Source organism: Frigoribacterium sp. Leaf172 (assembly GCF_001424285.1).
Classification (GTDB): domain Bacteria; phylum Actinomycetota; class Actinomycetes; order Actinomycetales; family Microbacteriaceae; genus Frigoribacterium.
Genome location: NZ_LMPB01000002.1, coordinates 800,624 through 825,393, shown reverse-complemented (window position 1 = coordinate 825,393; position 24,770 = coordinate 800,624). Strand labels below are relative to the sequence as shown.

Genomic DNA, 24,770 nt, shown 5'->3' with positions numbered 1-24,770 from the left:
GGCGTCACATGGCGGGGGAGTCGATAGAGTGACGACAGCCGCGCCCACGGCGCGTCGCGGCCGTCCCCCCGAACTCTCTCTTTAAGGACCTCGTCTCCGTGGCAAAGCCCGTCGTGTTGATCGCAGAAGAACTCTCACCCGCAACCGTCGAGGCCCTCGGTCCCGACTTCGACGTGCGATCGGTCGACGGCACCGATCGTCCGGCCCTCCTCACGGCGCTGGCCGAGGCCGATGCGGTGCTCGTCCGATCGGCGACCCAGGTCGACGCCGAGGCCATCGCCGCCGCGCCGAACCTCAAGGTCGTCGCCCGCGCCGGCGTCGGGCTCGACAACGTCGACATCAAGGCGGCGACGACCGCCGGCGTCATGGTCGTGAACGCGCCGACCTCGAACATCGTCTCGGCCGCCGAGCTGACCGTCGGTCACATCCTGAGCCTCGCGCGTCACATCCCCGCGGCGCACGCCGCCCTGGCCCAGGGTCAGTGGAAGCGCTCGAAGTACACCGGCGTCGAGCTCTTCGAGAAGACCGTCGGCATCGTGGGTCTGGGTCGCATCGGCGCCCTGATCACCGCCCGTCTGCAGGCGTTCGGCGTGAACGTCGTCGCCTACGACCCCTACGTCACCCCGGCGCGAGCCCAGCAGCTCGGGGTCACGCTGCTCTCGCTCGACGATCTGCTGGCCACGGCCGACTTCGTCACCATCCACATGCCGAAGACCCCCGAGACGACCGGCATGATCGGCCTCGAGCAGATGAAGGCCATGAAGAAGAGCGCGTTCGTCGTGAACGTGGCCCGCGGCGGTCTGATCGACGAAGACGCCCTCTACGAGGCGCTGACCACGGGCGAGATCGCCGGCGCCGGTCTCGACGTCTTCGTCTCCGAGCCCCCCGTCGACCAGCGGCTCCTCGGTCTCGAGAACGTCGTCGTCACCCCGCACCTCGGGGCCTCGACGTCCGAGGCGCAAGAGAAGGCGGGCGTCTCGGTCGCCCGCTCGGTGCGCCTGGCGCTCGGCGGCGAGCTCGTGCCCGATGCCGTGAACGTGGCGGGCGGCGTCATCGACCCCTACGTGCGCCCCGGCATCGGTCTCGTCGAGAAGATCGGCCAGGTCTTCTCGGGTCTCGCCGACAGCCCTCTCACGAGCGTCGACGTCGAGGTGCGCGGCGACCTCGTCGAGTACGACGTCAGCGTCCTGAAGCTTGCCGCCCTGAAGGGCATCTTCACGAACATCGTGAGCGAATCGGTCAGCTACGTGAACGCGCCCCTGCTCGCCGAGCAGCGGGGCATCACCGTCCGTCTGCTCACCGATCCGGCGAGCGACGAGTACCGCAACGTGATCACCCTCCGCGGCTCGCTCAGCGACGGGTCGCAGATCTCGGTCTCGGGCACGCTGACCGGCACGAAGCAGGTCGAGAAGATCGTCGAGATCAACGGCTACGACGTCGAGGTGCCTCTCGCGAAGCACCACATCGTCATGGTGTACGGCGACCGACCCGGCATCGTCGCGGTCTACGGGCGCGAGTTCGGCGAGGCCGGCATCAACATCGCCGGCATGCAGATCGCCCGTCGCAGCGCCGGCGGACAGGCGCTCAGCGTCCTGACCATCGACAGCCCGGCCCCCGACGACCTGGTAGAGAAGGTCCGGGTCGCCATCGACGCCGAGCTGCTGCGCGAGATCGACATCACGCTCTAGCCTCTCCCGACGACGACGGACCGCCCGCCCCCGTATCGAGGGGCGGGCGGTCCGTCGTCTCGCGGTCGGGCGACCGAGACCGGGCCGAGGAGGCGCGGCGTCAGATCTCGAGGGATTCGTGCGCCGCCAGCAGCACGGCCCGCCCGCCGACCGACTCGGCGCTCGACCGGAGCCGGTCGAAGTGCATGGCGAGCCCGGCGTCGCTGAGGGTGCGCTCGTGCGTGGGGAACACGGTGGTCGCGCCGACGGCGGTGACGTAGTCCATGGCCTCCGTGATCTTCAACCACGGAGCGCCCACGGGAGCGGCGAGGATCTCGACGGCGACGGGTGGGACGGTGAACGCGTCGCCCGGGTAGAAGAGCCGACCGTCGACGAGCACGCCGACGTTGTCGATGACGGGGATGGACTCGTGGATGACGGCGTGACGTGAGCCGTGGAACGCGAGGTCGAACGGACCGACCTCGATCGTTTCGCCGTCCGCCACGACGTGCACGTCGAAGTCGGCCGCCGCCGAGGCGACGCCGGCCGGACCGTAGATCGTCATGCCCGGGTTCGTCGCGAGCAGGTGGCCGAGCTGGTCGGGTGTCCAGTGGTCGGGGTGCTCGTGCGTCACGACGACGGCGTCGACGTCGGCCACGTCGATCATCGGCGAGCCGAACGAGCCGGGGTCGACGACCAGGCGCCGCCCCTCGATCTCGATGATCAGGCAGGCGTGTTCGAGTTTGGTGAGGCGCATGGGCGCGACTGTACGCCCCGAGCCTCGCGCGTCGGAGATGCCCGGGTCGACGTGCGGCTGCCCGGGGAGTGCGGCGGGGTGCCTCGTCAGCTCAGGGGGTCTTCGGGATTCGCAGCGCTGATCTCCGCACAGGGGGCGTCGAGACGGGGACGCTCGGCGGAGCGCCGGCGCGGGGTGAGGTCATGTGATGCGCTCACGCTCACCACCGTGGGTCAGGCGGAGTTCTTGCCGCCGGCGGACCATGACGTGCCCCCGGCCTCCCCTCGGATGCCGGCGGCCCGGCGTTCGGCATCGGCGTGGGCCCGAAGACCGGCCCCGGGGTCGGCGCCGTCGAGACGCTCGGCCGTCAGACGGTCGCGGCGTTCGCGCAGGACGAGCGCGATCGTGGCCGCGACGATGACGACGACGATCAGGATGATGACGACTGCGGCTGTGTTCATGATGTCCCCCTCAGGATCGACCAAGACTGCCGCCTCGTTCCCGGTGACCGCAAGTGGTGATCTCGAATCGGACCGACCGGGCCCGACACGGGAGCGACCACAGGGCCCGGTGCCTCTCCTCGGCTGCCGGGCTGATGGGCAGCTCGGTTCGCCCCCTTTCTCCGGTCAGTGCGTCGTGCCGAGGAGGCGCTCGGTCCAGTCGCGGAGAGCGGTGACGGCCCTGCGAGACAGGGTCGCCTCCGGCATCATGCTCGTCGACCCGTGGAACGCCCCGGGCCACACGTGCAACTCCGCCTGGACGCCCGCCGCCCAGAGCGCGGTGGCGTAGGCGACGGTCTCGTCGCGGAACACCTCGGTGCTGCCGCAGTCCAGGTACGCCGGCGGCAGGCCGGCGAGATCGGTCGCACGGCCCGGAGCGGCGTGGATCGACACATCGTCTCCGCCGCGACGGTGGCCGAGGTAGGCGTCCCAGCCGAAACGGGTCATCTCGCGGTCGGCGACGCCCACCCCGTCGAACTGCCGGGCGGAGAGGGTCTCGTCGCGATCGTCGAGCATGGGGCTGACGAGCACCTGCCCGACGACCGCCGGCCCGTTCCTGTCGCGGGCGAGGAGCGCCGTGCCCGCCGCGAGTCCGGCGCCGGCGCTCTGGCCGACGAGGACGATCCGCTCCGGGTCGATGCCGAGCTCGTGGGCGTGCTCGGCGGTCCAGACCAGGCCGGCGTAGCAGTCCTCGACCGGGTACGGGTCGGGGTGCTCCGGGGCGAGACGGTAATCGGGGCTGACGAGGACGACGTCGTGCACGAGCAGCCAGTCGTCGTACGAATCGAGATCGCCGAGGTGGTGACCGAACATCATGCCGCCCCCGTGGACGGCGAAGGCGCAGGCCGCCGTCCCGGTGCGGCCGATGCGCTGGACGACCGCGAGGGCGATCGGCTCGCCGAGGTGCCCGGGCACGGTGATGCTGCGCCTCTCGAGACCGCGAGCTCGCAGTCCTTCGTCGAGCTGCGCCTCCGTCATGTCCAGCTGTCGCATCCGCGGCAGCATCCCGGTCTCGAGCCGGAAGCGGCCGCGGGCGTCCATCGCCTCCAGGAAGGGCACGAACTCGGGGTCGAACGGCGGGCGGGGCAGGGGGATGGTGTCAGGCACGGGAGGACTCCTCGGCAGGGGTGGCGATGGCGGTCGAAGGGGCGGATGCGGTCGAAGGGGCACGGGTGGTCGATCCGGCGGGGGTGGCCGTGCTGGCCGGCGCGTCGGACGTCCGCGCCCGCAGCATGCCGACCGCGACGAGCACGGCGGCGACGGCCGCGAGGCCGAGCCCGGCGATGGTGAGGGCGTCCTCGAATCCTGAGAGACGCGGGGCCGTCCACGGGACGGTCGTGATGCTCCCGGTGACGAACGCGGCGACGATGGTTCCCGCGGCGGTGATCGCGACCCCGCCGGCGAGCTCGCTCGAGGTGTCGACGAGGGCCGCGCCCATCGAGGTGCGGTCGACGGGGAGGCCCGTGAGCACGGAGGCGCCTGCGACGACGCCGACGACGCGCATGCCGGCGGCGACGAGCACGAGCGCGACGAGCACCCAGACGTACCCGTGACGACTCAGGGCGCCGAAGACCACGAGGCCCGACACGACCGTGACCGCGCTGACCCATGCGGCGCGGCTCAGGCCGACCCGCTGCACGAACGGCCCCACGAGGCGCCCTCCGGCCAGGAGCACGACGACCTGCGGCGACGTGCCGACGGCGGCGAGGGCCGGCGGCCAGCCCCAGGCGAACTGCAGCTGCAGCGTCACGAGGTACGACATCCCGGCGACGGCGAGGCCCGACGCGGCCTTGAACGCCAGCCCGCTCGACACCAGGGGGCGGGCGAGCAGACGCAGGTCGACCACCGGGTGCCGCGCGGTCCGCACGCGCACGACGAATCCGACCCCGCATGCGACGGTCAGGGCGACGGCGACCCACCCCCACGAGGAGGCGGTGGTCGCCCCCACGACGACGGTCGGCGTCACGAGCAGCCCCGTCACGGTCGCGGCCCCGAGCAGAGCGCCGCCCACGTCGACGGGGTCGTGCCGCAGCCCCGCGGGGGCATCCGGAGCGACCCCGGATCGGATGCCGACGAACGCCAGCGCGGCGATCGGCACGTCGGCCAGCAGCAGCACCTGCCACGGAGCGATGGCGAGCACGAACCCGCCGACGGTCGGGCCGACGGCCAGGCCGACGAGCCCCGCGGTCGAGATCACCGTCAGGGCCCGCACGCGCAGGCCCTCGTCGTCGAACAGCCGGAACGCCAGCGCCATCGACCCGGGGGTGGTCATCGCCGCGGCGACACCCGTCAGCACCCGGACGGCGATGAGCTGCTCGGTGGTCGTGACCGCCACGGTCGCGAGGCTCGCCACGGCGAGGAGCGCGAGGCCGACGAGCATCACCCGGCGGCGTCCCACCCGGTCGGCGACGGCGCCGAAGAGCAGCATGAGCGCGCCGAAGGCGACCGCGTATGCGCCGGACACCCACTGCAGCCCCGTGGTCGACGAGTCCAGCTCGCGGCCGATCGTCGGCAGCGCGACGTTCAGCACCGAGGTGTCGAGCATCTCGAACAGGAACACCGCGGACAGCCCGGCCAGGGCGATCGACGCATCGGACAGCCGGGGAGGCGCGTCGGCGGCGACCCGCCGGCCGCGGGGGAGAGAGGGGCTGGGTGGCACGAGACGCACTCCTTCTGGGAAGAAGTGGCGACTCGTTCGATGCCGCGTGCGGGTGCGTCGCAGAGCGCGACGCCTTTTACCTCGGTGACGTGAACGATACACCGGCTGCTGCGGAAGGCGGACTCCACTCTTGATCGAGCCTTCAGCCGCGAACGTCCGCTCCCGCCCGGGCGGTATCGGACGGCCTCGCGCGCCGGGTGCTCCGCCTGCGATCGCGACGGATGACGCGCTGGTCCTGCTCGGGGTGACGGGCGCGCTCGAATCGAGCAGCGCGTCGTGCCCAGGGAGGCCCCGGCGATCCGCCCGACTCGAGGAGGTGTCGGTCAGTCGTCGCTCTCGGCGACTCTCGCGAGGGTGTCGCTGCTGAAGCTGGTCATCGATTCTCCTTCCCTGTCGCGCACCGTCCAGGAGCGGCACGGAGCGGCAGGCCCGTGACTGCACTTCTCATCTGCCCGCGAAGTCATCGTCGGTGATGTGCTCGAGCCAGGTGGTGGTGCTGGCCGGGTCGTCGCCGTTCTCGAGCATCGCGATGTGCTCCATGAAGACGCCGGGGGCGGCGGCATGGAAGTGCACCTGGCCGGGCGGGGTGTAGATCGTCTGACCGGGGTGGACGTCGATGATCCGACCGTCGCGGGTGCCGAAGCGGCCGACGCCGGCGGTGACGCGCAGGTACTGGCCCTTCTCGTGGGAGTGCCACGCGGTACGGGCGCCCGGGGCGAAGCGGACGAGGACGGCGACGGTGATCAGGCTGCGGTCGCGTGCGGACAGTTCCGCGCGGTTCCAGACGTCCTCGAAGAGGACGTCGTCGGTGAGGGCGGCGAGCTTCGGGGCGAAGTCCCCGAACATGTTCCGTCCGCCCCCGACCTGCTTGGGCTGGTCTGCCATCACTCTTCTCCTGCCTGGTGCGTGCTCGACGATGTCGTCATCGCCTGGATGCCACGAAACCCCGGACGGGAGTCCTGAGGGAGGCACTGATGTGACACCCTTCGCCGAGCCGCTCCTCGCGGGCGAGTCGTCAGTCGTCGGTGTACCCGGACGGGATGCTGCGAGGGTGTGCCTGACGGGACACCCCCGTGGGGGCCTCAGGCTCGCGCCGCGCCGTCGGCTCGATTTGTGCGGCGCTCGACAGCTGTGGCATACTCGACGAGTTGCAAATACGGCCCCATCGTATAGCGGCCTAGTACGTCGCCCTCTCACGGCGGTAACACGGGTTCGAATCCCGTTGGGGTCACAACCACGAAACCCGCTCAGCTCAGGCTGAGCGGGTTTCGTCGTCTCCCCGCGCCTGCGGGCCGCCGGCACCCGGCACCGGCACCCGGCACCCCCGAGAACCGCCGCCCGCTCGGTCCGTCACCGCGAGGGCACGACGTTCCGGGCCGTCCCCTCCAGCAGACGGGCCACCCCGTCCACGTCGACCTCGACGAAGCGCCCGGCCCAAGTGCCGATCTGCAGCTGACCCGCGAACGACCACAGCGTCTCGCCCGTCGCGAGGTCGAACCCGACGAGGGTCGAGCGCCCGCCCGAGCTGCCGAAGGCGAGGGCGTACCCGACGGTGCGCGACGCGGCGACCACCACCGCGCCGTCCGGCAGGGCGATGGTCGCGCGGGCGGCCCCGGTCTCGCCGTCGAGGGCGACGACCGACTGCGGGCCGGCGCCGGGTGCGGTGACGGTGGCGTACACCGTGTCGTCGGTCTGCCCGGGCAGCCCGTCGGCGCTCGAGGCCCCGTCCGCCGGCCTCGACCACCGCACCTCCCCGGTGCTCCAGTCGACGCAGCTGAGCTGGTCGTCGCTCAGATCGGTGACGGTGAGGCACGTCCGCGACGTCGAGTACGAGCCCGACGCCGCCGGGGTGGAGCTCCAGATCGGGCGTCCGTCGAAGTCGACGGCGGCGAAGCCCCGGTCGACGCCGCGGACCGGCCCCACGATCGAGTCCGGGCGGGCGACGTAGCCCCCGAGCGCGGCGAGGTCCCCGCGCCACGGGGTCTCGCGACCGTCGAGTCCGACCTGCACCGTGCCTCCCGGGCGGGCGACCACGAGGCGGTCCGGCAGAGCGAGGGCCTGGCCCTCGAGACTCCCGGGGCCGGCCCAGAGCACGAGGTCGAGATCGCGGACGTCGCGCAGCTGGAACGCGAACGTCGCGCCCTCGGCCGTCTGCCCGCCGGTCATCACCGTCCGGCCCGCCGTCTGGAACTGCTCCGAGTCGACCGTCGTCACCGGCGCCGTCCGCTGCCTCAGCTCACCGGTGGTCGCGTCGAGGGTGACGAGGACCGTCTGGCCGCCCGCCCGGGCCCGCACCACGACGATGCGGGCGTCGTCGACGACCGTGGCCGACGCGAGCTCCACCGGGCCCCGCAGCCCGAGCGCCTGGAGGTCGTCGGCCACGTCGTACACCCACAGCACGCGCCCGAGGTCGGTGTCGAACGACGCCAGTCGAGTGCCCACGCCCGCCGTGGCCCCGCCGCAGTCGCCGTCGTTGGCGAAGCCGTAGGTCCACGCGCCGGCCGCACGCAGCAGCACCCGACGATCGTCGATCGGCTCGTCCCGGAACCGCAGGCACTCCGCCGGCGTCCCGGGCGCGAGCGCGGCACCGAGGTCGATCGACCAGCCGCTGGCCGTTGGGGCCTCCCGCAGGTCGTCCACCGCGACGCCGCGCCACGGCGGGTCCGCCCCGTACCGCGGCTGCCCGGGCACGAGCGCGACGATCACGACGACGGTGACGATCACGCCGACGAGGTAGGCGGTCGCGATGCGGCGGGCCGAGGAGGCGCGGTGCCAGCGCGAACGGAGGCGACCGCTCGGTCGACGGGACGTCCGTCGGGCGCCGGCGCGCGCCTCCTCGGCTCGCCGGTCGGGCGGCCGGATCATGAGGTCGCCCCGATCCGCTGACCGCCGCCGAGCCGTCGAGCGACGCCCACCCCGTCGACCTCGACGAGCGCCCCGCCCCAGAACGAGACGCTGCCGGCCGAACGGAGCGTCCAGAGCCGGCGCCCCGAGGCGGCGTCGTGGGCGGCCACGGCCCTGCTCTGCGGCGAGGAGCCCATCGCCAGGTAGACGACGGTGCGCGAGGCCGCCACGACCGTCTCGAGATCACCCGCGGGCACGTCGAACACCGACCGCCCGGTGAGGCCGTCGAGCGCCGTGAGCCGCGGTCGACCGTCGCGACGGGCGATGCCGTAGACGTCGTCGGACACCTGGCCGGGCACCCCGCGGGCCGTCGTGGCCGCACCGTCGACGGACCAGCGCGTCGTGCCGTCGGAGGGCCGCAGGCACGTCGTCGTGTCGTCGTCGGAGGTCACGAGCAGGCACCCGCGCGTCGCGGCGATCGAGCGGGCGTCGAGGGGGCGCGCCCATCGGGCGGCGCCGTCGCGGTCGAGCGCCGAGACGACGCGGCCGCCCGGGCCGGAGCGCACGGCGAACAGGTCGTCGTCGCCGCCCGGTGCCGGTGAGCCGGCCGCCACCAGATCGGGAGTCGATCGGTACGGCGTCATCTCGCCGGTGCGCCCGTCGACCCTGATCGAGCGTCCCTCGATGGGCACGACGAGGGCGCCGGGCACCAGCAGGGGGGTGCGGCCCCGATCCGCCGACCCGCGCCAGACCGGCACGGTCAGCGCGGCGGCGTCGACGAGCGCGTAGGCGTCGGGGTCGCCGACCGCAGCCGCCGCCGAGCGCAGCTGGAGGCGGCCGAGCGTGGCGACGCTGACGCTCGGCAGGTCGCGGCGTTCGCGGGCGGTCTCGAGGTGGCGTCCGTCGTCGAGCGCCAGCGCCGCCTGGACGAGCCCCCGGTCGGACTGAGTCTGCACGAGCACGCGGCCCGCCGCCGGCACCACCTGGGCCGACGGGATGCTCGTCGGGTCGGCGTCGGGGACGTCCTCGACGAGGTCGTGCACCCAGAGGGCGAGTCCCGTCCGGACGTCGACGAGGGCGACGCGGCTCGTGTCGTGGGCGAACGCGGCGGTGCGGCACTCGGCGGCCTCCGCGAGATCGTCGGCGCGGAGGTCCACGTCGGCTTCGAGGTCGAGGTCGATCGAGGTGGTGACGGCGACGAGACCGGACTCGGCGGGGGACGGCCAGAGGTGCACGCAGTGCGCGGGCGCCTCGGGGGCCAGCAGCGCCGCGAGGTCGAGCGACCAGAGGGTCTCGCCCGGCGCCGAGCGCAGGTCGTCGACGACGAGTCCGCGCCACGGCGGCTCCGCGCCGTACTCGGGGTCGGCCGCCCACCCCGCGACCAGCACGATGGCCGTGGCGACGAGCAGCGCCAGGTAGCCCCCGAGGAGGCGCGGAGCGCGTCGACCGCGGACGGCGCGCAGCCGTCGCGCCGGGTCGCGCGCGGGGCCGGGCAGGGGGTCGGACACGAGCGGGTCGACCTCCTCGTCGAGCGGCGCCGCCGGTGCGTCCGACGACTGCCGTCATGGTATTCGGAGCCGGCCGCGTCGGTGCTCGCCCGTCCGCCGGGAATGGGCGGACCGGCCCCGCGCGTTGCCCCCCGAGACCGAGGACCCGCGCCCGACGCTGGCGTAGACTTCGACGATCATCCGAGCAGCAGACATCGAGAGAGGTGGGCCCGTGGGTAGAACGCTGGCCGAGAAAGTATGGGACGACCACGTGGTCGTCAAGGGCGAAGACGGCGCCCCCGACCTTCTCTACATCGATCTCCACCTCGTCCACGAGGTCACGAGCCCGCAGGCCTTCGACGGCCTCCGTCAGGCCGGGCGGCCGCTGCGTCGCACCGATCTGACGATCGCGACCGAAGACCACAACACGCCCACGCTGGCGATCGACCGGCCGATCGCCGATCTGACCAGCCGCACGCAGATCGAGACCTTGCGCCGCAACACGGCCGAGTTCGGCGTGCGTCTGCACCCTCTCGGCGATGCCGAGCAGGGCATCGTCCACGTCGTCGGTCCGCAGCTCGGCCTGACGATGCCCGGCATCACCGTGGTCTGCGGCGACTCGCACACCTCGACGCACGGGGCCTTCGGCGCCATGGCGTTCGGCATCGGCACGAGCGAGGTCGAGCACGTCATGGCGACGCAGACCCTGCCCCTCAAGCCCTTCAAGACGATGGCGGTGACGGTCGAGGGCACCCTCCGGCCCGGTGTCACGGCGAAGGACATCATCCTGGCCGTCATCGCCCAGATCGGCACGGGCGGCGGTCAGGGCTACGTGCTCGAGTACCGCGGCAGCGCGATCCGCTCCCTCTCGATGGAGGGGCGGATGACGATCTGCAACATGTCCATCGAGGCCGGCGCCCGCGCGGGCATGGTCGCCCCCGACGAGACCACCTACGACTACCTCCGGGGTCGCCAGCACGCCCCCGAGGGGGCCGACTGGGACGACGCGGTGGCCTACTGGGACACCCTCCCGACCGACGACGACGCCGTCTTCGACGCCGAGATCTTCCTCGACGCCGACGAGCTCGAGCCGTTCGTCACCTGGGGCACGAACCCGGGTCAGGGCGTCTCGCTGAGCGACTCCGTGCCCGACCCGGCGGCGATCGTCGACCCGAACGAGCGCGCCGCGGCATCGCGGGCCCTCGAGTACATGGCCCTCGAGGCCGGCACGGCCATGAAGGACATCGCCGTCGACGCCGTCTTCATGGGGTCGTGCACGAACAGCCGCATCGAGGACCTGCGCGCCTTCGCCTCGATCATCCGCGGGCGCACGAAGGCCGAGGGCGTGCGGGTGATGGTGGTGCCGGGGTCCGCGCGGGTGCGGCTCGAGGCCGAGGCCGAGGGTCTCGACAAGGTGTTCACCGACTTCGGGGCCGAGTGGCGATTCGCCGGCTGCTCGATGTGCCTCGGCATGAACCCCGACCAGCTGGCCCCGGGCGAGCGCTGCGCGTCGACCTCGAACCGCAACTTCGAGGGGCGGCAGGGCAAGGGCGGTCGCACCCACCTGGTCTCTCCGCTCGTCGCGGCGGCGACCGCCGTCCGCGGCACGCTGTCGTCCCCGTGGGATCTCGCCTCCGACACCCCGATCGGCGATGCCCTCGCCGAACGCCTGACCGGCACCCCCGCAGGAGGCGCGCTCTGATGGAGAAGTTCACCACCGTCACCGGGGTGGCGGCGCCGCTGAAGCGGTCGAACGTCGACACCGACCAGATCATCCCGGCCGAGTTCCTCAAGCGGGTGACGAAGACGGGCTTCGAAGACGCCCTGTTCTTCTCCGCCCGTCAAGACCCCGACTTCGTCCTCAACCGACCCGAGTACCAGGGCGCCCGCGTCCTGATCGCCGGGCCGGACTTCGGCACGGGCTCGAGCCGCGAGCACGCCGTCTGGGCCCTCCGCGACTTCGGCTTCGACGTCGTCCTGAGCGCCCGCTTCGGTGACATCTTCCGCGGCAACTCGGGCAAGCAGGGGCTCCTCGCCGCCATGGTCGCCGAAGACGACATCGAGCGCCTGTGGGCCGCGGTCGAGGCCTCGCCCGGGGTCGAGATCACGGTCGACCTCGCGTCGCAACGCGCCACGCTCGGCGACCTGTCAGTCCCGTTCGAGGTCGATGCTTACACTAAGTGGCGACTCCTCGAAGGCCTGGACGACATCGGCCTGACCCTCCGCGACGAAGCGGCCATCACAGAATTCGAATCCCGCCGCGCCGCCTGGCGCCCGAAGACATTGCCGGTGAAGTAAGTGAACTCGCTCATCCAAGACGCAGCAGCAGCCGGGGCCCGTGTGGGCCTCAAGTCCGACGAGATCGTCATCCGCGGCGGCAAGCCGCTGATCGGTCGCATCGAGGTGCGCGGCGCCAAGAACCTGGCGACCAAGGCCATGGTCGCGGCCCTCCTGGGCGACACTCCGAGCATCCTGCGCGATGTGCCCGACATCAGCGACGTCAACGTCGTCCGCGGGCTGCTCTCCGTCCACGGCGTCCGCATCACCGACCCCGCTCGCGGCGAGATGATCCTCGACCCGTCGAACGTCGAGTCGGCCCACTTCGCCGAGATCGACGCGCATGCCGGCTCGAGCCGCATCCCGATCCTCTTCTGCGGCCCGCTGCTGCACCGCCTCGGCGAGGCCTTCATCCCCGATCTCGGAGGGTGCCGCATCGGCGACCGCCCGATCGACTTCCACCTCGACGCCCTCCGCGCCTTCGGCGCCGTCGTCGACAAGTCGTACAACGGCATCCACCTCACCGCGCCGAACGGTCTCGCCGGTGCGAACATCGAGCTGCCCTACCCGAGCGTCGGGGCGACCGAGCAGGTCCTGCTCACGGCGGTCCTCGCGACCGGCGTGACCGAGCTGCGCAACGCGGCCATCGAGCCCGAGATCATGGACCTCATCGCCATCCTCCAGAAGATGGGCGCGATCGTCTCCGTCGAGCCGAACCGCGTGATCTTCATCGAGGGCGTCGAGAAGCTCCGCGGGTACACGCACCGCGCGATCAACGACCGCAACGAGGCCGCCAGCTGGGCCGCCGCGGCCCTGGCCACCAAGGGCGACATCTTCGTCGAGGGCGCCGACCAGAAGGACCTGATGACGTTCCTCAACGTCTTCCGCAAGGTCGGCGGCGACTTCGACGTCCACGAGGACGGCATCCGCTTCTTCCACCCCGGTGGCGACCTCAAGCCGGTCGTCGTCGAGACCGACGTCCACCCCGGCTTCATGACCGACTGGCAGCAGCCGCTCATCGTGGCCCTCACGCAGGCGCAGGGCACATCGATCGTGCACGAGACCGTCTACGAGAACCGCTTCCAGTTCACCGAGGCGCTCAACGACATGGGCGCCGACATCACGGTGCACAAAGACGGACTCCCCGGTCACGACCGACGCGTCGCCCGTCGTGAGTTCGAGCAGGCCGCGGTCATCAACGGCCCGACGGCGCTGCACGGCGCCGACATCCGCGTCCCCGATCTGCGGGGCGGCTTCAGCCACCTGATCGCCGCGCTGACCGCCGAGGGCGAGTCGAAGATCAGCAACGTCGGCATCATCAGCCGCGGTTACGAGCACTTCATCGCGAAGCTCCGCAAGCTGGGCGCCGACTTCGACTTCAAGGGCTGATCCCCGCGTGGCACCCCACGGCGACCCCGACGCCCCCGTCGTCCCGGTCGGCCCGGGTGAGCGCCGCCCAGAGAAGGGCGCGGTCCTCCGGGTCCTCGCGACTCCGGCGGCGCCGCTGTTCGACCTGATGGCCAAGATCGACGTCGTCGACGGGCACAAGCTGCCCGCGTCGGGCTCGTTCGTGCTGACGCCGAACCACATCACCAACATCGACCCCGTCGTGGTCGGCCGCGTGATGTGGCGCTTCGGTCGTCTGCCCCGGTTCATGGCGAAGGCCTCTCTCTTCCGGGTGCCGATCTTCGGCCGGCTGATGCACGCCATGGGTCACATCCCCGTCGAGCGCGCGGGGCGCACCCATGACAGCGATCCGTTGGGCGCCGCCGGTCGGCTGACGGCCGTCGGCGGCGGCGTCATCGTCTACCCCGAGGGCACCCTGACCCGCGATCCCGACCTCTGGCCCATGAAGGGCAAGAGCGGTGCGGTGCGACTGGCGCTGGCGGCCGGCGTGCCGATCATCCCCGTCGCCCACTGGGGCAGCCAGGAGCTCATGGGGCGGTACTCGTCGAAGCTCAGGCCGTTCCCCCGGAAGCGCATCACCGTGATCGTCGGCGATCCCGTCGACCTCTCGCCGTACCGCGACAGGCCCCTCGATCAGGCGTCCATGACCGAGGCCACGGCGCTCGTCATGGAGTCGATCACCGCCCTCCTCGAGCGGATCCGACACGAGGAGGCGCCCGCCGAACGATGGAACCCGTCCAAGAACGAGCAGAGGGAGACCGGCAGCTTTGAGTAGCTCGGAATCGCGCGAAGGCGCCATCGAGGCCCTCGGGGAGGGCGCCGTGACGACCGAGGCGATCTCGATCGTCATGCGCGAGTCCGTCCCGCGCCGGGTCGCCGTGCTCGGGTCGGGCAGCTGGGGCACCACCTTCGCCAAGGTCCTGGCGGAGGGCGGCGCCGACGTCACGCTCTGGGCGCGGCGGCCCGAGGTTGCTCGCGAGATCACCGAGAGCAAGCGCAACACGGACTACCTGCCGGGCATCAACCTCCCCCGCACGCTCGTGGCGTCGTCCGACGTCGCGACCGCCCTCGACGGCGCCGAGCAGGTCTACCTCTCGGTCCCGAGTCAGACGCTGCGCGACAACCTCACGGCCATCCGCTCGCTCGTCCCGCACGGCGTCCCCGTCGTCAGCCTCATGAAGGGCGTCGAGAAGGCGACCGGTCTCCGGATGAGTCAGGTGATCGAGAGCGAGCTCGACGTCGACAGGTCCCTCATCGCCGTCGCGTCCGGCCCGAACCTCGCCCTCGAGATCGCTAAGAGGCAGCCGACGGCGGCCGTGGTGTCGTCCCACAGCCTCGAGACCGCGACCCTCGTGGCGGCCACGGCCACCAACCCGTACTTCCGCTCGTTCGTCAACACCGACGTCATCGGCACGGAGTTCGGGGGAGTGCTCAAGAACCTCATCGCGGTCGCCATCGGCATCGTCGACGGGGTCGGCTACGGAGAGAACACCAAGGCCTCGATCATCACCCGCGGGTTGGCCGAGATGACGGCCTTCGCCGTCTCGTTCGGGGCCAAGGCCGAGACGCTCGCCGGGCTCGCCGGGCTCGGCGACCTCATCGCCACCTGCGAGTCCCCGCTGTCGCGCAACAACACGGCGGGACGCCTCCTGGGGCAGGGGTACGCGTTCGGCGACGTCGTCCGTCAGATGAACCAGACCGCCGAGGGCCTCGCGTCGGTCGCGCCCATCCTCGAGCTCGCCCGCAGCCGCGGCGTCGACATGCCCATCGTGCAGCAGGTGGCCGAGGTGCTCGCCGGTACGCTTGACCCGCGGAACATCGCTCCGCACCTCACCGAGACCAGCGAGCCCCAGGGCGAGTGACCTCCGGTCGACGGCGCGCCCCCGGTGCGGCTCGACGCCGGGGCCCGCGCCCGCCGACCACCCGAGAGGGACCCCGATGAGCATCGATCCGACGAGCCCCGCAGAGACCGGGGCCACGACGGCCGTCTCAGCCCCCGCCGGGCACAAGCAGACCGTCGTCGTCCTCTTCGGCGGGCGGTCGAGCGAGCACGCCATCAGCTGCGCGACCGCCGGCGGCGTGCTGTCCGCGATCGACCGTGATCGGTACGACGTCGTCCCCGTCGGCATCACCCGGGACGGCGCCTTCACCCTGCAGCCCGACGACGCCGGGGCCTTCTCGCTCTCCGCCGACTCCCTCCCGGGCGTCGTCGACAACGGCACGCGGGTGCACTGGCCGGAGTCGACCTCGAGTCGCGAGCTCTCGGTCGTCGAACCCGACGGCAGCGTGCGCCTGCTCGGCGCGGTCGATGTCGTGTTCCCGATCCTCCACGGCCGGTTCGGCGAGGACGGCACCGTCCAGGGCCTCCTCGAGCTCGTGGGCCTGCCGTACGTCGGGGCCGGTCTGCTCGCCTCCTCGGTGGGAATGGACAAGCACTTCACCAAGACGGTGCTCCAGGCGGCCGGCATCGCCGTGGCCCCGTGGCGCACCGTCCGCCGGCGGGCCTGGCAGGACGACCCCGCCCAGGTGACGGCCGACGTCGCCGATCTCGGCTTCCCGGTGTTCGTCAAGCCCGCGCGTGCGGGGTCGAGCGTCGGGGTGTCCCGGGTCGACTCCGAGGCCGGTCTCGCCGCCGCGATGGAGGTCGGTCTGGCAGAAGACGGCAAGGTGCTCGTCGAGGCCGCGGTCGTCGGCCGCGAGATCGAGTGCGCCGTGCTCGGCGGCCGCGACGGGGGTGCTCCGCGCACGTCCGTGGGCGGCGAGATCGTCCTCGGCGGCGAGACCTTCTACGACTTCGAGTCCAAGTACCTCGGTGCGCCGGGCGCCGACCTCGTCTGCCCGGCCGAGCTCGCGGCAGATGACCTGGCCGAGATGCAGCGCCTCGCCGCTCTCGCCTTCGAGGCCGTCGACGGCACGGGCCTGTCGCGGGTCGACTTCTTCCTGACCGACGACGGCTGGGTGATCAATGAGATCAACACGATGCCCGGCTTCACGCCCATCTCGATGTTCCCGGCCTGCTGGCTCGCCAGCGGCCTCAGCTACCCCGAGCTCATCACCGAGCTGATCGAACTGGGCCTCGAGACCGAGCGCTGAGAGCGCCGCCGAGACCTGAGCCGAGGAGGCGCGGGCCGACTCAGGGGGCCGGCGTCGCCTCGGTGCCGGGGAGGTCCTCGACGCCGACGCAGCCGCGGCCGTCGTTCGGCAGGTACCCCACCGCGTCCGCCAGGTCGAACAGCGCGCTGCTGCCCGCCTCGGCCGTGACGACGACCTGGACGGCGGGGGTCCGCCCGTAGGTCGTGAAGACGTAGGTGTCCGGGTCGTCGGAATCCTGGTCGGCTAGCCAGTCGACGCCGCTGACCGGGTAGCACGGCAGATCCGAGACGGCGGGAGCCTCGACGCCGCATCGCAGCAGCACCTGACTCGGCGTGCCCCACGCACCGGTGGCCTGGGCGTCGGTCTCACGGCGCTCGTAGGGCGCGCTCTCGGGGCCGACCTTCTCGGGGAGGTGCACCGTCACCTGGGCGCAGGCCGGGTCGTTCGCGTCGGCCGCGGCGGTCAGGGGCACGGCGGCCGTGCAGCCGGCGAGCGCGGGTACGACCACGGCGCCGGCGGCGAGCAGGCTGAGGAGGCGGCGACGGGGTCGCCTGGTCGGGCTGGGCACGCTGTTCAGGCTACCGTCGTCTCCATGGAGCACCCCGCCACGTCGGTCGACGTCGAACCACCCGTGACGGTGCAGGGGGCCGGTGAGCTCGAGACGCTCGCGCGCATCCTGCCCCGACTGCCCCGAGGCTCGCGCACGGACCTCGGACCGGGCGACGACGCCGCCGTCGTGTCGGCGCCCGACGGCCGCTTCGTCGTGACGACGGATCTGATGGTGCACGGCCCCGACTTCCGTCTGGCCTGGTCGTCGCCGTACGACCTCGGCTGGAAGGCCGCCGCCTCGAACCTCGCCGACGTCGCCGCGATGGGAGCGGTGCCGACGGCGCTCGTCGTCGCGCTCGCGGTGCCGGGGGAGACCCCGGTGGCCGACCTCGAGGCCCTGGCCGACGGGCTGCGCGACGCGTGCGCCGTGATGGCGCCGGGCTGCGGCGTGGTCGGCGGCGATCTGTCGGTCTCGGCGACGCTGACGATCGCCGTGACGGCCTTCGGCGATCTCGAAGGGCGTCGTCCCGTCACCCGCGACGGGGCGTCCGCGGGTGACGTCGTGGCCGTCTCGGGTCCGCTCGGACGGGCGGCTCGGGGGCTGGCGCTCCTGTTCCGCCTCGGCGTCGATCACGACGGCGCGCCCGACGCGGTGGCCGCAGCGGGTCTGCGCGGACGCGATTCCGATGTCGGCTGGCAGCTGGCGCCCACCCCGCCCGTGGCCGACGGACCCCTGGCCGCGCGGGCCGGTGCGACCGCGATGCTCGATCTGTCCGACGGTCTGGCCCTCGACGCGGGTCGGGTGGCCCGGGCGAGCGGCGTCGTGATCGACCTCGACTCCGGGGCGCTCGGCACCGACCCGACGGCCGCCCTCTCCGGCGGCGAGGATCACTCGCTGTTCGCGACGTTCCCGCCCGACTCCCTCCTGCCGGGAGGATTCCGCGCGATCGGAACGGTCCGCGCAGCCGATCCGGGCTCGCCGCCGGTCACGGTCGACGGTGTCGATCCCGGTGCGACCGGGGGCTGGGACCCGTACCGCCGGTGGTCCGGAGACCGCGGCTGACGCCGTCCGTCGCCCGCACGGCCTCTCGCGGGTCAGTCGCGGACGGCGAACCAGACGGTCGTGTCGCCGTACTGCTTCTTGACGTCGAGGCTCAGTCCGTCGGGCCAGCGGGGCGCGCCGTCGCGGCTCGCCCGCTCGACGACCACGAGGGCCTCGGGTGCGAGGAGCGGGACGAGAGCCGACAGATCGTCGGCCAGCTCGTCCGTCGTGAGCTCGTAAGGCGGGTCGAAGAAGACCAGGTCGACGAGGGCGCCCGAGCCGGTGAGGAACGACCGCACCGACTGCACGACGAGGTCGACGCGCGGCGGCGCGCCTCGGGGCGGCTTCGGCGCCCGTGCGAGCACCGCGTCGGCGTTCCGGCGCAGCACCTTGGCGGCGGCGGGCGACTTCTCGACGAGCGTGACCGACGCGGCCCCGCGCGAGGCCGCCTCGAGCCCCAGCCCGCCCGTCCCGGCGTAGAGGTCGAGCACGGCTCGCCCTCGGATCTCGTCGCGGGCGTCGAGCGACGAGAAGAGGGCCTCCCGCACGCGGTCGCTCGTGGGCCTCGTGCCGACCTTCGGGACGACGAGCGTGAGGTTGTCGGCGAAGCCGGAGATGATGCGGGACATGGGGACAACCTTGCCAGGTCGTCGGGGCCGGCTTCGCGCAACCCGACAAGTCGGTCGCGCGGTGCCACGCCCGTCTTCGTGGATGTCGCACAAGCGACTTGGCGCGTCCCGTCGAGTCGAGCAGCATCCCTGAGCATGACCAGCGTCGATCGGACCATCCGTCCCTCCTTCACCAAGTCGATGTTCGCGGGGCGCATCGCCTCGGAGCTCGTCCTGCCCTATCCGCAGATGTCCGCCGACGAGAAGAAGAAGGTCGAGACGATCTCGGCCTCGGCGCGCGAGGTCCTGTCCGGCTACGACCCCCTGAAGGCGGAACGCGACGGGTGGATCGGCGACGATCTCGTCCGCGAGCTCGGCGAGCGCGGGCTCATGGGCCTGTTCGTCTCGGAGGAGTACGGCGGGCTGGGTCTCGGACAGAGCGCGTACTGCCGGGTCTACGAGGAGTTCGGTCGGGTCGACGGCACGCTCGCCACGGTCATGGGCGTCCACCAGTCCATCGGCACGAAGCCCCTCCACCTCTTCGGCACCGACGATCAGAAGGCCCGCTGGCTGCCCGACCTGGCCAGCGGTCGGAAGCTCGCCGCCTTCGTCCTGACGGAGCCCAACGTGGGCAGCGACGCCTACGCGCTCGAGACCCGGGCGGAGCGGCAGAGCGACGGCAGCTGGCTGCTGAACGGCGAGAAGCGCTGGATCGGCAACGGCGACGGCGACGTGCTGACGGTCTTCGCGCAGAGCGACCTGGGGCACGTCGCGCTGATCGTCGAGAAGGGGATGGACGGGCTCAGCACGGGGCCGCGGTTCGAGACGCACGGCCTCAAGGCCAATCGCCTGCAGCGCGTCCGGTTCACCGACGTCCGCGTGCCGGCCGAGAACCTGCTCGGCGAGCCCGGCGACGGCTTCCGCATCGCGGTCAACACGCTCAACAACGGGCGCATGTCGATGGGGACGGCCATCGCGGGCGGCATGAAGAGGTTCCTCGAGCTGAGCCTCGAGCACACGGAGGCGCGTCGTCAGTTCGGCAGACCGCTCGCGGACTTCGAGATGGTCGGCGACAAGCTCGCCTGGATGACGCGCCAGATCTACGGCGTCGAGTCGATGTCGTATCTCACCACGGGTCTCGTCGACCGCGGCGACACCGATTTCGCCCTCGAGTCGGCCATGACGAAGGTCGCCGCCAGCGACACCGGGTGGTACGCGCTGAACCGCGCGGTCCAGCTGCACGGCGGCGAGGCGTACATGGAGGGCCACCCGCTGGCGAAGGCGCTCCGGGACTTCCGCATCTTCCCGATCTTCGAGGGCGCCAACGACGTCCTGCGGGCCTTCGTGGCGTTGAACGGCCTCAAGTCGCTCAGCGACGAGCTGCCCGACGTGGCGTCGTTGAGCATCGGAGCCCCGGGCCGCGCCCTCGGCGTGCTCGCGCCTTACGTGGCCGGGCGGGTGCAGCGGAGGATCCGCCCCGACCGGCCGGTCGGCGTGCATCCCTCGCTGGCCAAGCCGGCCGCCGAGCTCGGCGAGCAGGTCTCGCGGCTGCGCGAGCGCGCGGAGGGCGCCCTCCGTCGCCACGGCAAGAGGGTCCAGGAGAAGCAGCTCGTGCAGAAGCGCCTCGCGGACGCGGCGAGCGGCATCTACGCCCAGACGGCGGTCCTGTCGCGCGCGTCGACGGCCCTGCAGGAGGGGCGGGCCGACTCGGACGCCGAGCGTCGCCTGGCCGTCGACTACTGCCGGGAGTCGGCGCGCGCGGTGTCACGGCATCTGCGCGGTCTCGAGGTCGACGACGATCGACGGGGTGCGGCGCTCGCCGCGGAGACCCGCGCCTCCGGGGGGTATCGCTACACCCTGTGACGGCCGCCCGGGTCGGGAGCGTCTGTCGGGGGTGGGCGGTAGCGTGAGTCCGTGCCCGACTCACCCCTCGACGCGTCCCTCGCCGGTGCCCTGGGCGGGCGCACGGCGACCGCTCTGCAGAAGGCGTTCGGGCTGCGAACGGTCGGCGATCTGCTGACGCACTTCCCGCGCCGGTACGCGCGGCGGGGCGAGCTCACGGCCCTCGACCAGCTCCCCCTCGGCGAGGCGGTCACCATCGTGGCCCAGGTGCTCGACGTCCGAGAGCGCACGATGCGGGCCCGACGCGGGTCGATCCTCGAGGTCCGCATCGGCGACGGGCAGGGCATCCTCACCCTGACGTTCTTCAACCAGGCGTGGCGGGCCCGCGACCTCGTACCCGGGGCCCGGGGCATCTTCGCGGGCAAGGTGGGCGACTACCGCGGGCTGCGGCAGCTGGCTCATCCCGACTACGAGCTGTTCGACGCCTCGCACGAGGCCGTCGCCGGGGTGGGCGACGCCGAGGCGCAGAAGTGGGCGCGTCAACCGATCCCGATCTATCCGGCCAGCGCGTCCGTCGCCTCGTGGCAGGTCCAGAAGTCGGTCGAGGTGCTGCTCGACGGCCTGCCTCCTATCGATGACGTCGTGCCCGCGTCCGTGCGCGCCGAGCTCGAGCTGATGCCCGTCGCCGAGGCGTACGAGCGCATCCACCGCCCCGAGACCGACCGCGACCATCTGAGGGCCCGAGACGCCCTCCGTTTCGACGAGGCGTTCGTGCTGCAGAGCGCACTGCTCCAGCAGCGTGCGCTCGTCCGGCGCTCGGCGGCGACGCCGCGGCGGGCCGCCCCCGACGGCATGCTGGCCGCCTTCGACGCGGCGCTGCCGTTCGACCGGACGGGCGATCAGCGGCTCGTCGGCGACGAGATCACCCGCGACCTCGAGGCCGACGTGCCGATGAACCGGCTCGTCCAGGGCGAGGTCGGCTCGGGCAAGACCCTCGTCGCCCTGCGGGCCATGCTCGCCGTCGCCGAGAGCGGGGGGCAGTCGGCGCTCCTCGCCCCGACCGAGGTCCTGGCGTCGCAGCATCTCCGGTCGATCACCGCCACCCTCGGCCCCGATCTCGCCGCGCGACTCCGGCCGACGCTGCTGACCGGGCAGATGACCACGGCCCAGCGCAAGAAGGCGCTGCTGTCGATCGTGAGCGGTCAGGCGCACATCGTCGTCGGCACGCACGCCCTGATCAGCGAGACCGTCGGGTTCTTCGATCTCGGTCTCGTCGTCGTCGACGAGCAGCACCGCTTCGGCGTCGAGCAGCGCGAGGCCCTGCGCAAGAAGGGTGCGACCCCGCCGCACGTCCTCGTGCTCACGGCGACGCCGATCCCGCGCACGGTGGCCATGACCGTCTTCGGCGACCTCGACATCTCGACCATCGCCGAGCTGCCGAAGGGCCGACGTCCCATCGAGTCGTTCGTCGTGCCGCTCGCCGACCACCCGGGCTGGGTCGACCGCGTCTGGCAGCGGTCGGCGGAGGAGATCCGGGCGGGCCGTCAGGTCTTCGTCGTCTGCCCCGCCATCGACGCGGCGACGAGCGAGCCGGGCGACGAGGCGGAGCCCGTCTCCGGCTCGGACGCCGAGACCGACGGAGCCGAGCGACCCGCGGCCCCGCCCCGGGCGAGCGTCGAGGCGGTCCTCGCCCTGACGGCGTCCCTGCCCGTCCTCGAGGGTCTCGTCATCGAACCTCTGCACGGCCGCATGTCGTCCGACGAGAAGGACGACGTGATGCGGCGCTTCGCGGCGGGCGCGATCGACATGCTCATCGCCACCACGGTCATCGAGGTCGGGGTCGACGTCCCGAACGCCTCGACCATGGTCGTCCTCGACGCCGACCGGTTCGGCGTCTCGCAGCTCCACCAGCTGAGGGGGCGGGTGGGTCGTGGCGGGCACGCCGGGCTCTGCCTGCTCGTGACCTCGGCCCCGAGCGACACCGTCGCCCGCGAACGCGTCGACGCGGTGGCCTCGACGCTCGACGGCTTCGAGCTCGCCCAGGTCGACCTCGACCTCCGGCGGGAGGGCGACGTCCTCGGCGACCTCCAGTCGGGCGGCCGCTCGTCGCTCCGTCTGCTCCGGGTCGCGCGCGACGGCGACCTCATCGGTCTGGCGCGCGAGCACGCGTCCGAGGTGCTCGACGCCGACCCGCGCCTCCTCGACCACCCCGCCCTCGCCGCGGCCATCGCCAGGCGGCTCGACGACCGCGGTCGCGAGGCCATGGGCAAGAACTGAGCCCTCGGGCGTCGTCCGGCGGATGCTCGGCCAACCTCCCGGGCCGGGCCGCTACTGTGTGGCCATGAGCAGGATCGCCGTCGTCCCGGGGTCGTTCGACCCGGTCACCCTCGGTCACGTCGACGTGATCGCCCGGGCGGCCAACATCTTCGACGAGGTCCACGTCCTCGTCGTCCACAACCCCGACAAGTCAGCGCTCCTGCCCTTGGCGCAGCGGGTCTCGCTCCTGACTGCCGCACTCCGCGACGCCGGGCTGCCCGAGAGCGTCAGCGTGCACAGCTGGAGCATGGGGCTGCTCGTCGACTACTGCACCGACGTCGGCGCCAGCGTCCTCGTCAAGGGGATCCGATCGCAGGTGGACGTCGCCTACGAGACGCCGATGGCGATCATGAACCGGAGCCTGGCCGGCGTCGAGACGGTCTTCCTGCTGCCCGACCCCGCCCATGCCCACGTCTCCAGCTCGCTCGTGCGTCAGGTCGCGGGGCTCGGCGGCGACGTGTCGCCGTACGTGCCGCGGGTCGTCGCGGAGTACCTCCAGACCACCTGAGGCCGACGCGGCAGCCCGAGCACCGCCTCCTCGGGGGCGACCGCTCCGAACACCGCTCGACGCCCCGCCCCGCAGCACCCGCGCACCCCTTCGTCAGAGAGCACGCCGATGACCACGACCAGCCGACCCGCCGACCTGGCGGATGCCGCCCACGACGACGTCGGGCTCATGCCGCTCGCCGAGGTGCAGCAGCGCGCCCGGGGGATCCTCGAGGCCATCGGCACGGTCATCGACGGCAAGGACGGCGCCATCGGCACGGCCCTGACCGTCCTGCTCGCGGAGGGGCACCTCCTCATCGAGGACGTCCCCGGCGTCGGCAAGACCCAGCTCGCGCGCGCTCTGGCCAAGGCCGTCGACGCGACGGTGACGCGCATCCAGTTCACCCCCGACCTGCTGCCGAGCGACATCACGGGCGTGTCCGTCTTCGACCGGCCCTCGGGCGGGTTCGAGTTCAAGCCCGGCCCGGTGTTCGCGAACGTCGTCATCGGAGACGAGATCAACCGGGCATCGCCGAAGACGCAGTCGGCCCTGCTCGAGAGCCTGGAGGAGCGCCAGGTCACCGTCGACGGCATCACGCACCCCCTGCCCGATCCGTTCCTCGTCGTCGCGACGCAGAACCCGGTGGAGATGGAGGGCACGTACTCGCTCCCGGAGGCGCAGCGCGACCGGTTCATGGCCCGGATCTCGCTCGGCTACCCCGATGCCGAGAGCGAACTGCGCATGGTCCAGCAGCGCGAACGCGTCAGCCCCCTCGACGTCCTGAAGCCCCTCGTCACGCTCGTCGACCTGCGGCGGATGATCGCGTCCGTCCGCGCCGTGTACACCGCCGAGGCGGTCGAGCGGTACGCCGTGGCGCTCGTGCAGGCCACCCGGGTCCACCCCGACGTGCGACTCGGCGCGAGCCCTCGGGCGACGCTGCAGCTCATGCGGGCGGCGAAGTCGTGGGCGGCTCTCAGCGGTCGCGAGTTCGTCGTGCCCGACGACATCGACGCGATGAGCGGTCCCGTGCTCGGACACCGCATCATCCTCGCCGGCCGGGCGGGCGCCGGCGCGGTGTCGGCCGCCTACGACGTCGTGGCCGACGTCGTCGCGTCGACGCCCGTCCCGCTCGGCGACGCGCGCTGATCGTGGTCGACGGCCCGCAGGCACCACCCGCTCCGCGGGCGAGTGAGCCGCGGCGTGCGGAGGCCGCGCGACGTCTCTCGCCGACCCGCGGCGGAGTCCCGCGACCCACC

At 72.4% G+C, this 24,770-nt stretch carries 21 protein-coding genes and 1 tRNA gene; 13 read left to right on the top strand and 9 right to left on the bottom strand.

Features of this window, described 5'->3' with window-relative positions; genetic code table 11:
• Nucleotides 1-98 precede the first annotated feature (98 nt).
• Nucleotides 99-1,688 carry a phosphoglycerate dehydrogenase gene (gene serA / locus ASF89_RS10120; protein ID WP_055796305.1) on the top strand — a complete coding sequence of 530 codons (1,590 nt, stop codon included), beginning with the start codon at nucleotides 99-101 and terminating at the stop codon, nucleotides 1,686-1,688.
• A gap of 100 nt (nucleotides 1,689-1,788) precedes the next feature.
• On the opposite strand, the gene ASF89_RS10115 is transcribed toward serA, so the two are convergent.
• The 5 genes from ASF89_RS10115 to ASF89_RS10095 form a co-directional block, all read right to left on the bottom strand.
• Nucleotides 1,789-2,424 carry an MBL fold metallo-hydrolase gene (locus ASF89_RS10115; protein ID WP_055814290.1) on the bottom strand — a complete coding sequence of 212 codons (636 nt, stop codon included), beginning with the start codon at nucleotides 2,422-2,424 and terminating at the stop codon, nucleotides 1,789-1,791.
• 212 nt (nucleotides 2,425-2,636) lie between these two features.
• Nucleotides 2,637-2,864 carry a hypothetical protein gene (locus ASF89_RS10110; protein WP_055796311.1) on the bottom strand — a complete coding sequence of 76 codons (228 nt, stop codon included), beginning with the start codon at nucleotides 2,862-2,864 and terminating at the stop codon, nucleotides 2,637-2,639.
• 165 nt (nucleotides 2,865-3,029) lie between these two features.
• On the bottom strand, nucleotides 3,030-4,010 hold the full coding sequence (locus ASF89_RS10105; protein WP_055814287.1) for an alpha/beta hydrolase: 981 nt from the start codon (nucleotides 4,008-4,010) through the stop codon (nucleotides 3,030-3,032).
• Nucleotides 4,003-5,562: an MFS transporter gene (locus tag ASF89_RS10100; protein ID WP_369814550.1), complete on the bottom strand. Its 1,560-nt coding sequence runs from the start codon at nucleotides 5,560-5,562 to the stop codon at nucleotides 4,003-4,005. Before ASF89_RS10100 ends, ASF89_RS10105 begins: the two co-directional genes overlap by 8 nt.
• 444 nt (nucleotides 5,563-6,006) lie before the next feature.
• Entirely contained in the window at nucleotides 6,007-6,447 is a 441-nt protein-coding gene (locus ASF89_RS10095) for a cupin domain-containing protein (RefSeq protein ID WP_235484071.1), read from the bottom strand.
• A 273-nt stretch (nucleotides 6,448-6,720) separates the two neighbouring features.
• On the opposite strand from ASF89_RS10095, the gene ASF89_RS10090 reads away from it, so the two are divergent.
• A tRNA-Glu gene (locus tag ASF89_RS10090) sits at nucleotides 6,721-6,793 on the top strand.
• A gap of 119 nt (nucleotides 6,794-6,912) precedes the next feature.
• Here the strand turns inward: ASF89_RS10090 and ASF89_RS10085 are convergent.
• Both ASF89_RS10085 and ASF89_RS10080 read right to left on the bottom strand, forming a co-directional pair.
• Nucleotides 6,913-8,427: a PQQ-binding-like beta-propeller repeat protein gene (locus ASF89_RS10085; RefSeq protein ID WP_055814284.1), complete on the bottom strand. Its 1,515-nt coding sequence runs from the start codon at nucleotides 8,425-8,427 to the stop codon at nucleotides 6,913-6,915.
• On the bottom strand, nucleotides 8,424-9,914 hold the full coding sequence (locus ASF89_RS10080) for a PQQ-binding-like beta-propeller repeat protein (protein ID WP_055814281.1): 1,491 nt from the start codon (nucleotides 9,912-9,914) through the stop codon (nucleotides 8,424-8,426). Before ASF89_RS10080 ends, ASF89_RS10085 begins: the two co-directional genes overlap by 4 nt.
• A 211-nt stretch (nucleotides 9,915-10,125) precedes the next feature.
• Between ASF89_RS10080 and leuC the strand changes: the two genes are divergently transcribed.
• The 6 genes from leuC to ASF89_RS10050 all read left to right on the top strand — a co-directional run bounded on the left by leuC (nucleotide 10,126) and on the right by ASF89_RS10050 (nucleotide 16,670).
• Nucleotides 10,126-11,595: a 3-isopropylmalate dehydratase large subunit gene (gene leuC / locus ASF89_RS10075; RefSeq protein WP_055814278.1), complete on the top strand. Its 1,470-nt coding sequence runs from the start codon at nucleotides 10,126-10,128 to the stop codon at nucleotides 11,593-11,595.
• The gene (gene leuD / locus ASF89_RS10070; protein WP_055796326.1) at nucleotides 11,595-12,191 is read left to right on the top strand and encodes a 3-isopropylmalate dehydratase small subunit; all 597 of its coding nucleotides are present in this window, start codon (nucleotides 11,595-11,597) and stop codon (nucleotides 12,189-12,191) included. Before leuC ends, leuD begins: the two co-directional genes overlap by 1 nt.
• On the top strand, nucleotides 12,192-13,559 hold the full coding sequence (murA, locus tag ASF89_RS10065; RefSeq protein ID WP_055796327.1) for a UDP-N-acetylglucosamine 1-carboxyvinyltransferase: 1,368 nt from the start codon (nucleotides 12,192-12,194) through the stop codon (nucleotides 13,557-13,559).
• A gap of 7 nt (nucleotides 13,560-13,566) precedes the next feature.
• On the top strand, nucleotides 13,567-14,352 hold the full coding sequence (locus tag ASF89_RS10060; RefSeq protein ID WP_055814275.1) for a 1-acyl-sn-glycerol-3-phosphate acyltransferase: 786 nt from the start codon (nucleotides 13,567-13,569) through the stop codon (nucleotides 14,350-14,352).
• A gap of 73 nt (nucleotides 14,353-14,425) precedes the next feature.
• Nucleotides 14,426-15,439, top strand: a complete 1,014-nt coding sequence (locus tag ASF89_RS10055) for an NAD(P)H-dependent glycerol-3-phosphate dehydrogenase (protein WP_055798285.1) — start codon at nucleotides 14,426-14,428, stop codon at nucleotides 15,437-15,439.
• 76 nt (nucleotides 15,440-15,515) lie between these two features.
• Nucleotides 15,516-16,670 (top strand): D-alanine--D-alanine ligase family protein, encoded by a 1,155-nt coding sequence (locus ASF89_RS10050; protein ID WP_082489918.1) that lies wholly within the window; start codon nucleotides 15,516-15,518, stop codon nucleotides 16,668-16,670.
• A 40-nt stretch (nucleotides 16,671-16,710) separates the two neighbouring features.
• Here ASF89_RS10050 and ASF89_RS10045 read toward each other — a convergent pair whose 3' ends face one another.
• A complete protein-coding gene (locus tag ASF89_RS10045; protein ID WP_055796333.1) occupies nucleotides 16,711-17,238 on the bottom strand; it encodes a DUF3515 family protein in 528 nt (175 codons plus the stop codon).
• Nucleotides 17,239-17,262: 24 nt separating this feature from the next.
• Here ASF89_RS10045 and thiL point away from each other — a divergent pair, with 24 nt between their 5' ends.
• A complete protein-coding gene (gene thiL / locus ASF89_RS10040) occupies nucleotides 17,263-18,282 on the top strand; it encodes a thiamine-phosphate kinase (protein WP_055814272.1) in 1,020 nt (339 codons plus the stop codon).
• Nucleotides 18,283-18,314: 32 nt separating this feature from the next.
• On the opposite strand, the gene rsmD is transcribed toward thiL, so the two are convergent.
• Complete coding sequence (gene rsmD, locus ASF89_RS10035) at nucleotides 18,315-18,890, bottom strand: 16S rRNA (guanine(966)-N(2))-methyltransferase RsmD (protein ID WP_055796340.1); 576 nt, start codon at nucleotides 18,888-18,890, stop codon at nucleotides 18,315-18,317.
• Nucleotides 18,891-19,025: 135 nt separating this feature from the next.
• Between rsmD and ASF89_RS10030 the strand changes: the two genes are divergently transcribed.
• From ASF89_RS10030 to ASF89_RS10015, 4 genes are all read left to right on the top strand, one after another.
• Nucleotides 19,026-20,732: an acyl-CoA dehydrogenase family protein gene (locus ASF89_RS10030; protein ID WP_055814267.1), complete on the top strand. Its 1,707-nt coding sequence runs from the start codon at nucleotides 19,026-19,028 to the stop codon at nucleotides 20,730-20,732.
• A 51-nt stretch (nucleotides 20,733-20,783) separates the two neighbouring features.
• Nucleotides 20,784-22,988 carry an ATP-dependent DNA helicase RecG gene (locus ASF89_RS10025; protein WP_055796347.1) on the top strand — a complete coding sequence of 735 codons (2,205 nt, stop codon included), beginning with the start codon at nucleotides 20,784-20,786 and terminating at the stop codon, nucleotides 22,986-22,988.
• 64 nt (nucleotides 22,989-23,052) lie between these two features.
• Complete coding sequence (coaD, locus tag ASF89_RS10020; RefSeq protein WP_055796352.1) at nucleotides 23,053-23,535, top strand: pantetheine-phosphate adenylyltransferase; 483 nt, start codon at nucleotides 23,053-23,055, stop codon at nucleotides 23,533-23,535.
• Between the two features lie 108 nt (nucleotides 23,536-23,643).
• Nucleotides 23,644-24,660: a MoxR family ATPase gene (locus tag ASF89_RS10015; RefSeq protein WP_055796356.1), complete on the top strand. Its 1,017-nt coding sequence runs from the start codon at nucleotides 23,644-23,646 to the stop codon at nucleotides 24,658-24,660.
• Nucleotides 24,661-24,770 lie beyond the last annotated feature (110 nt).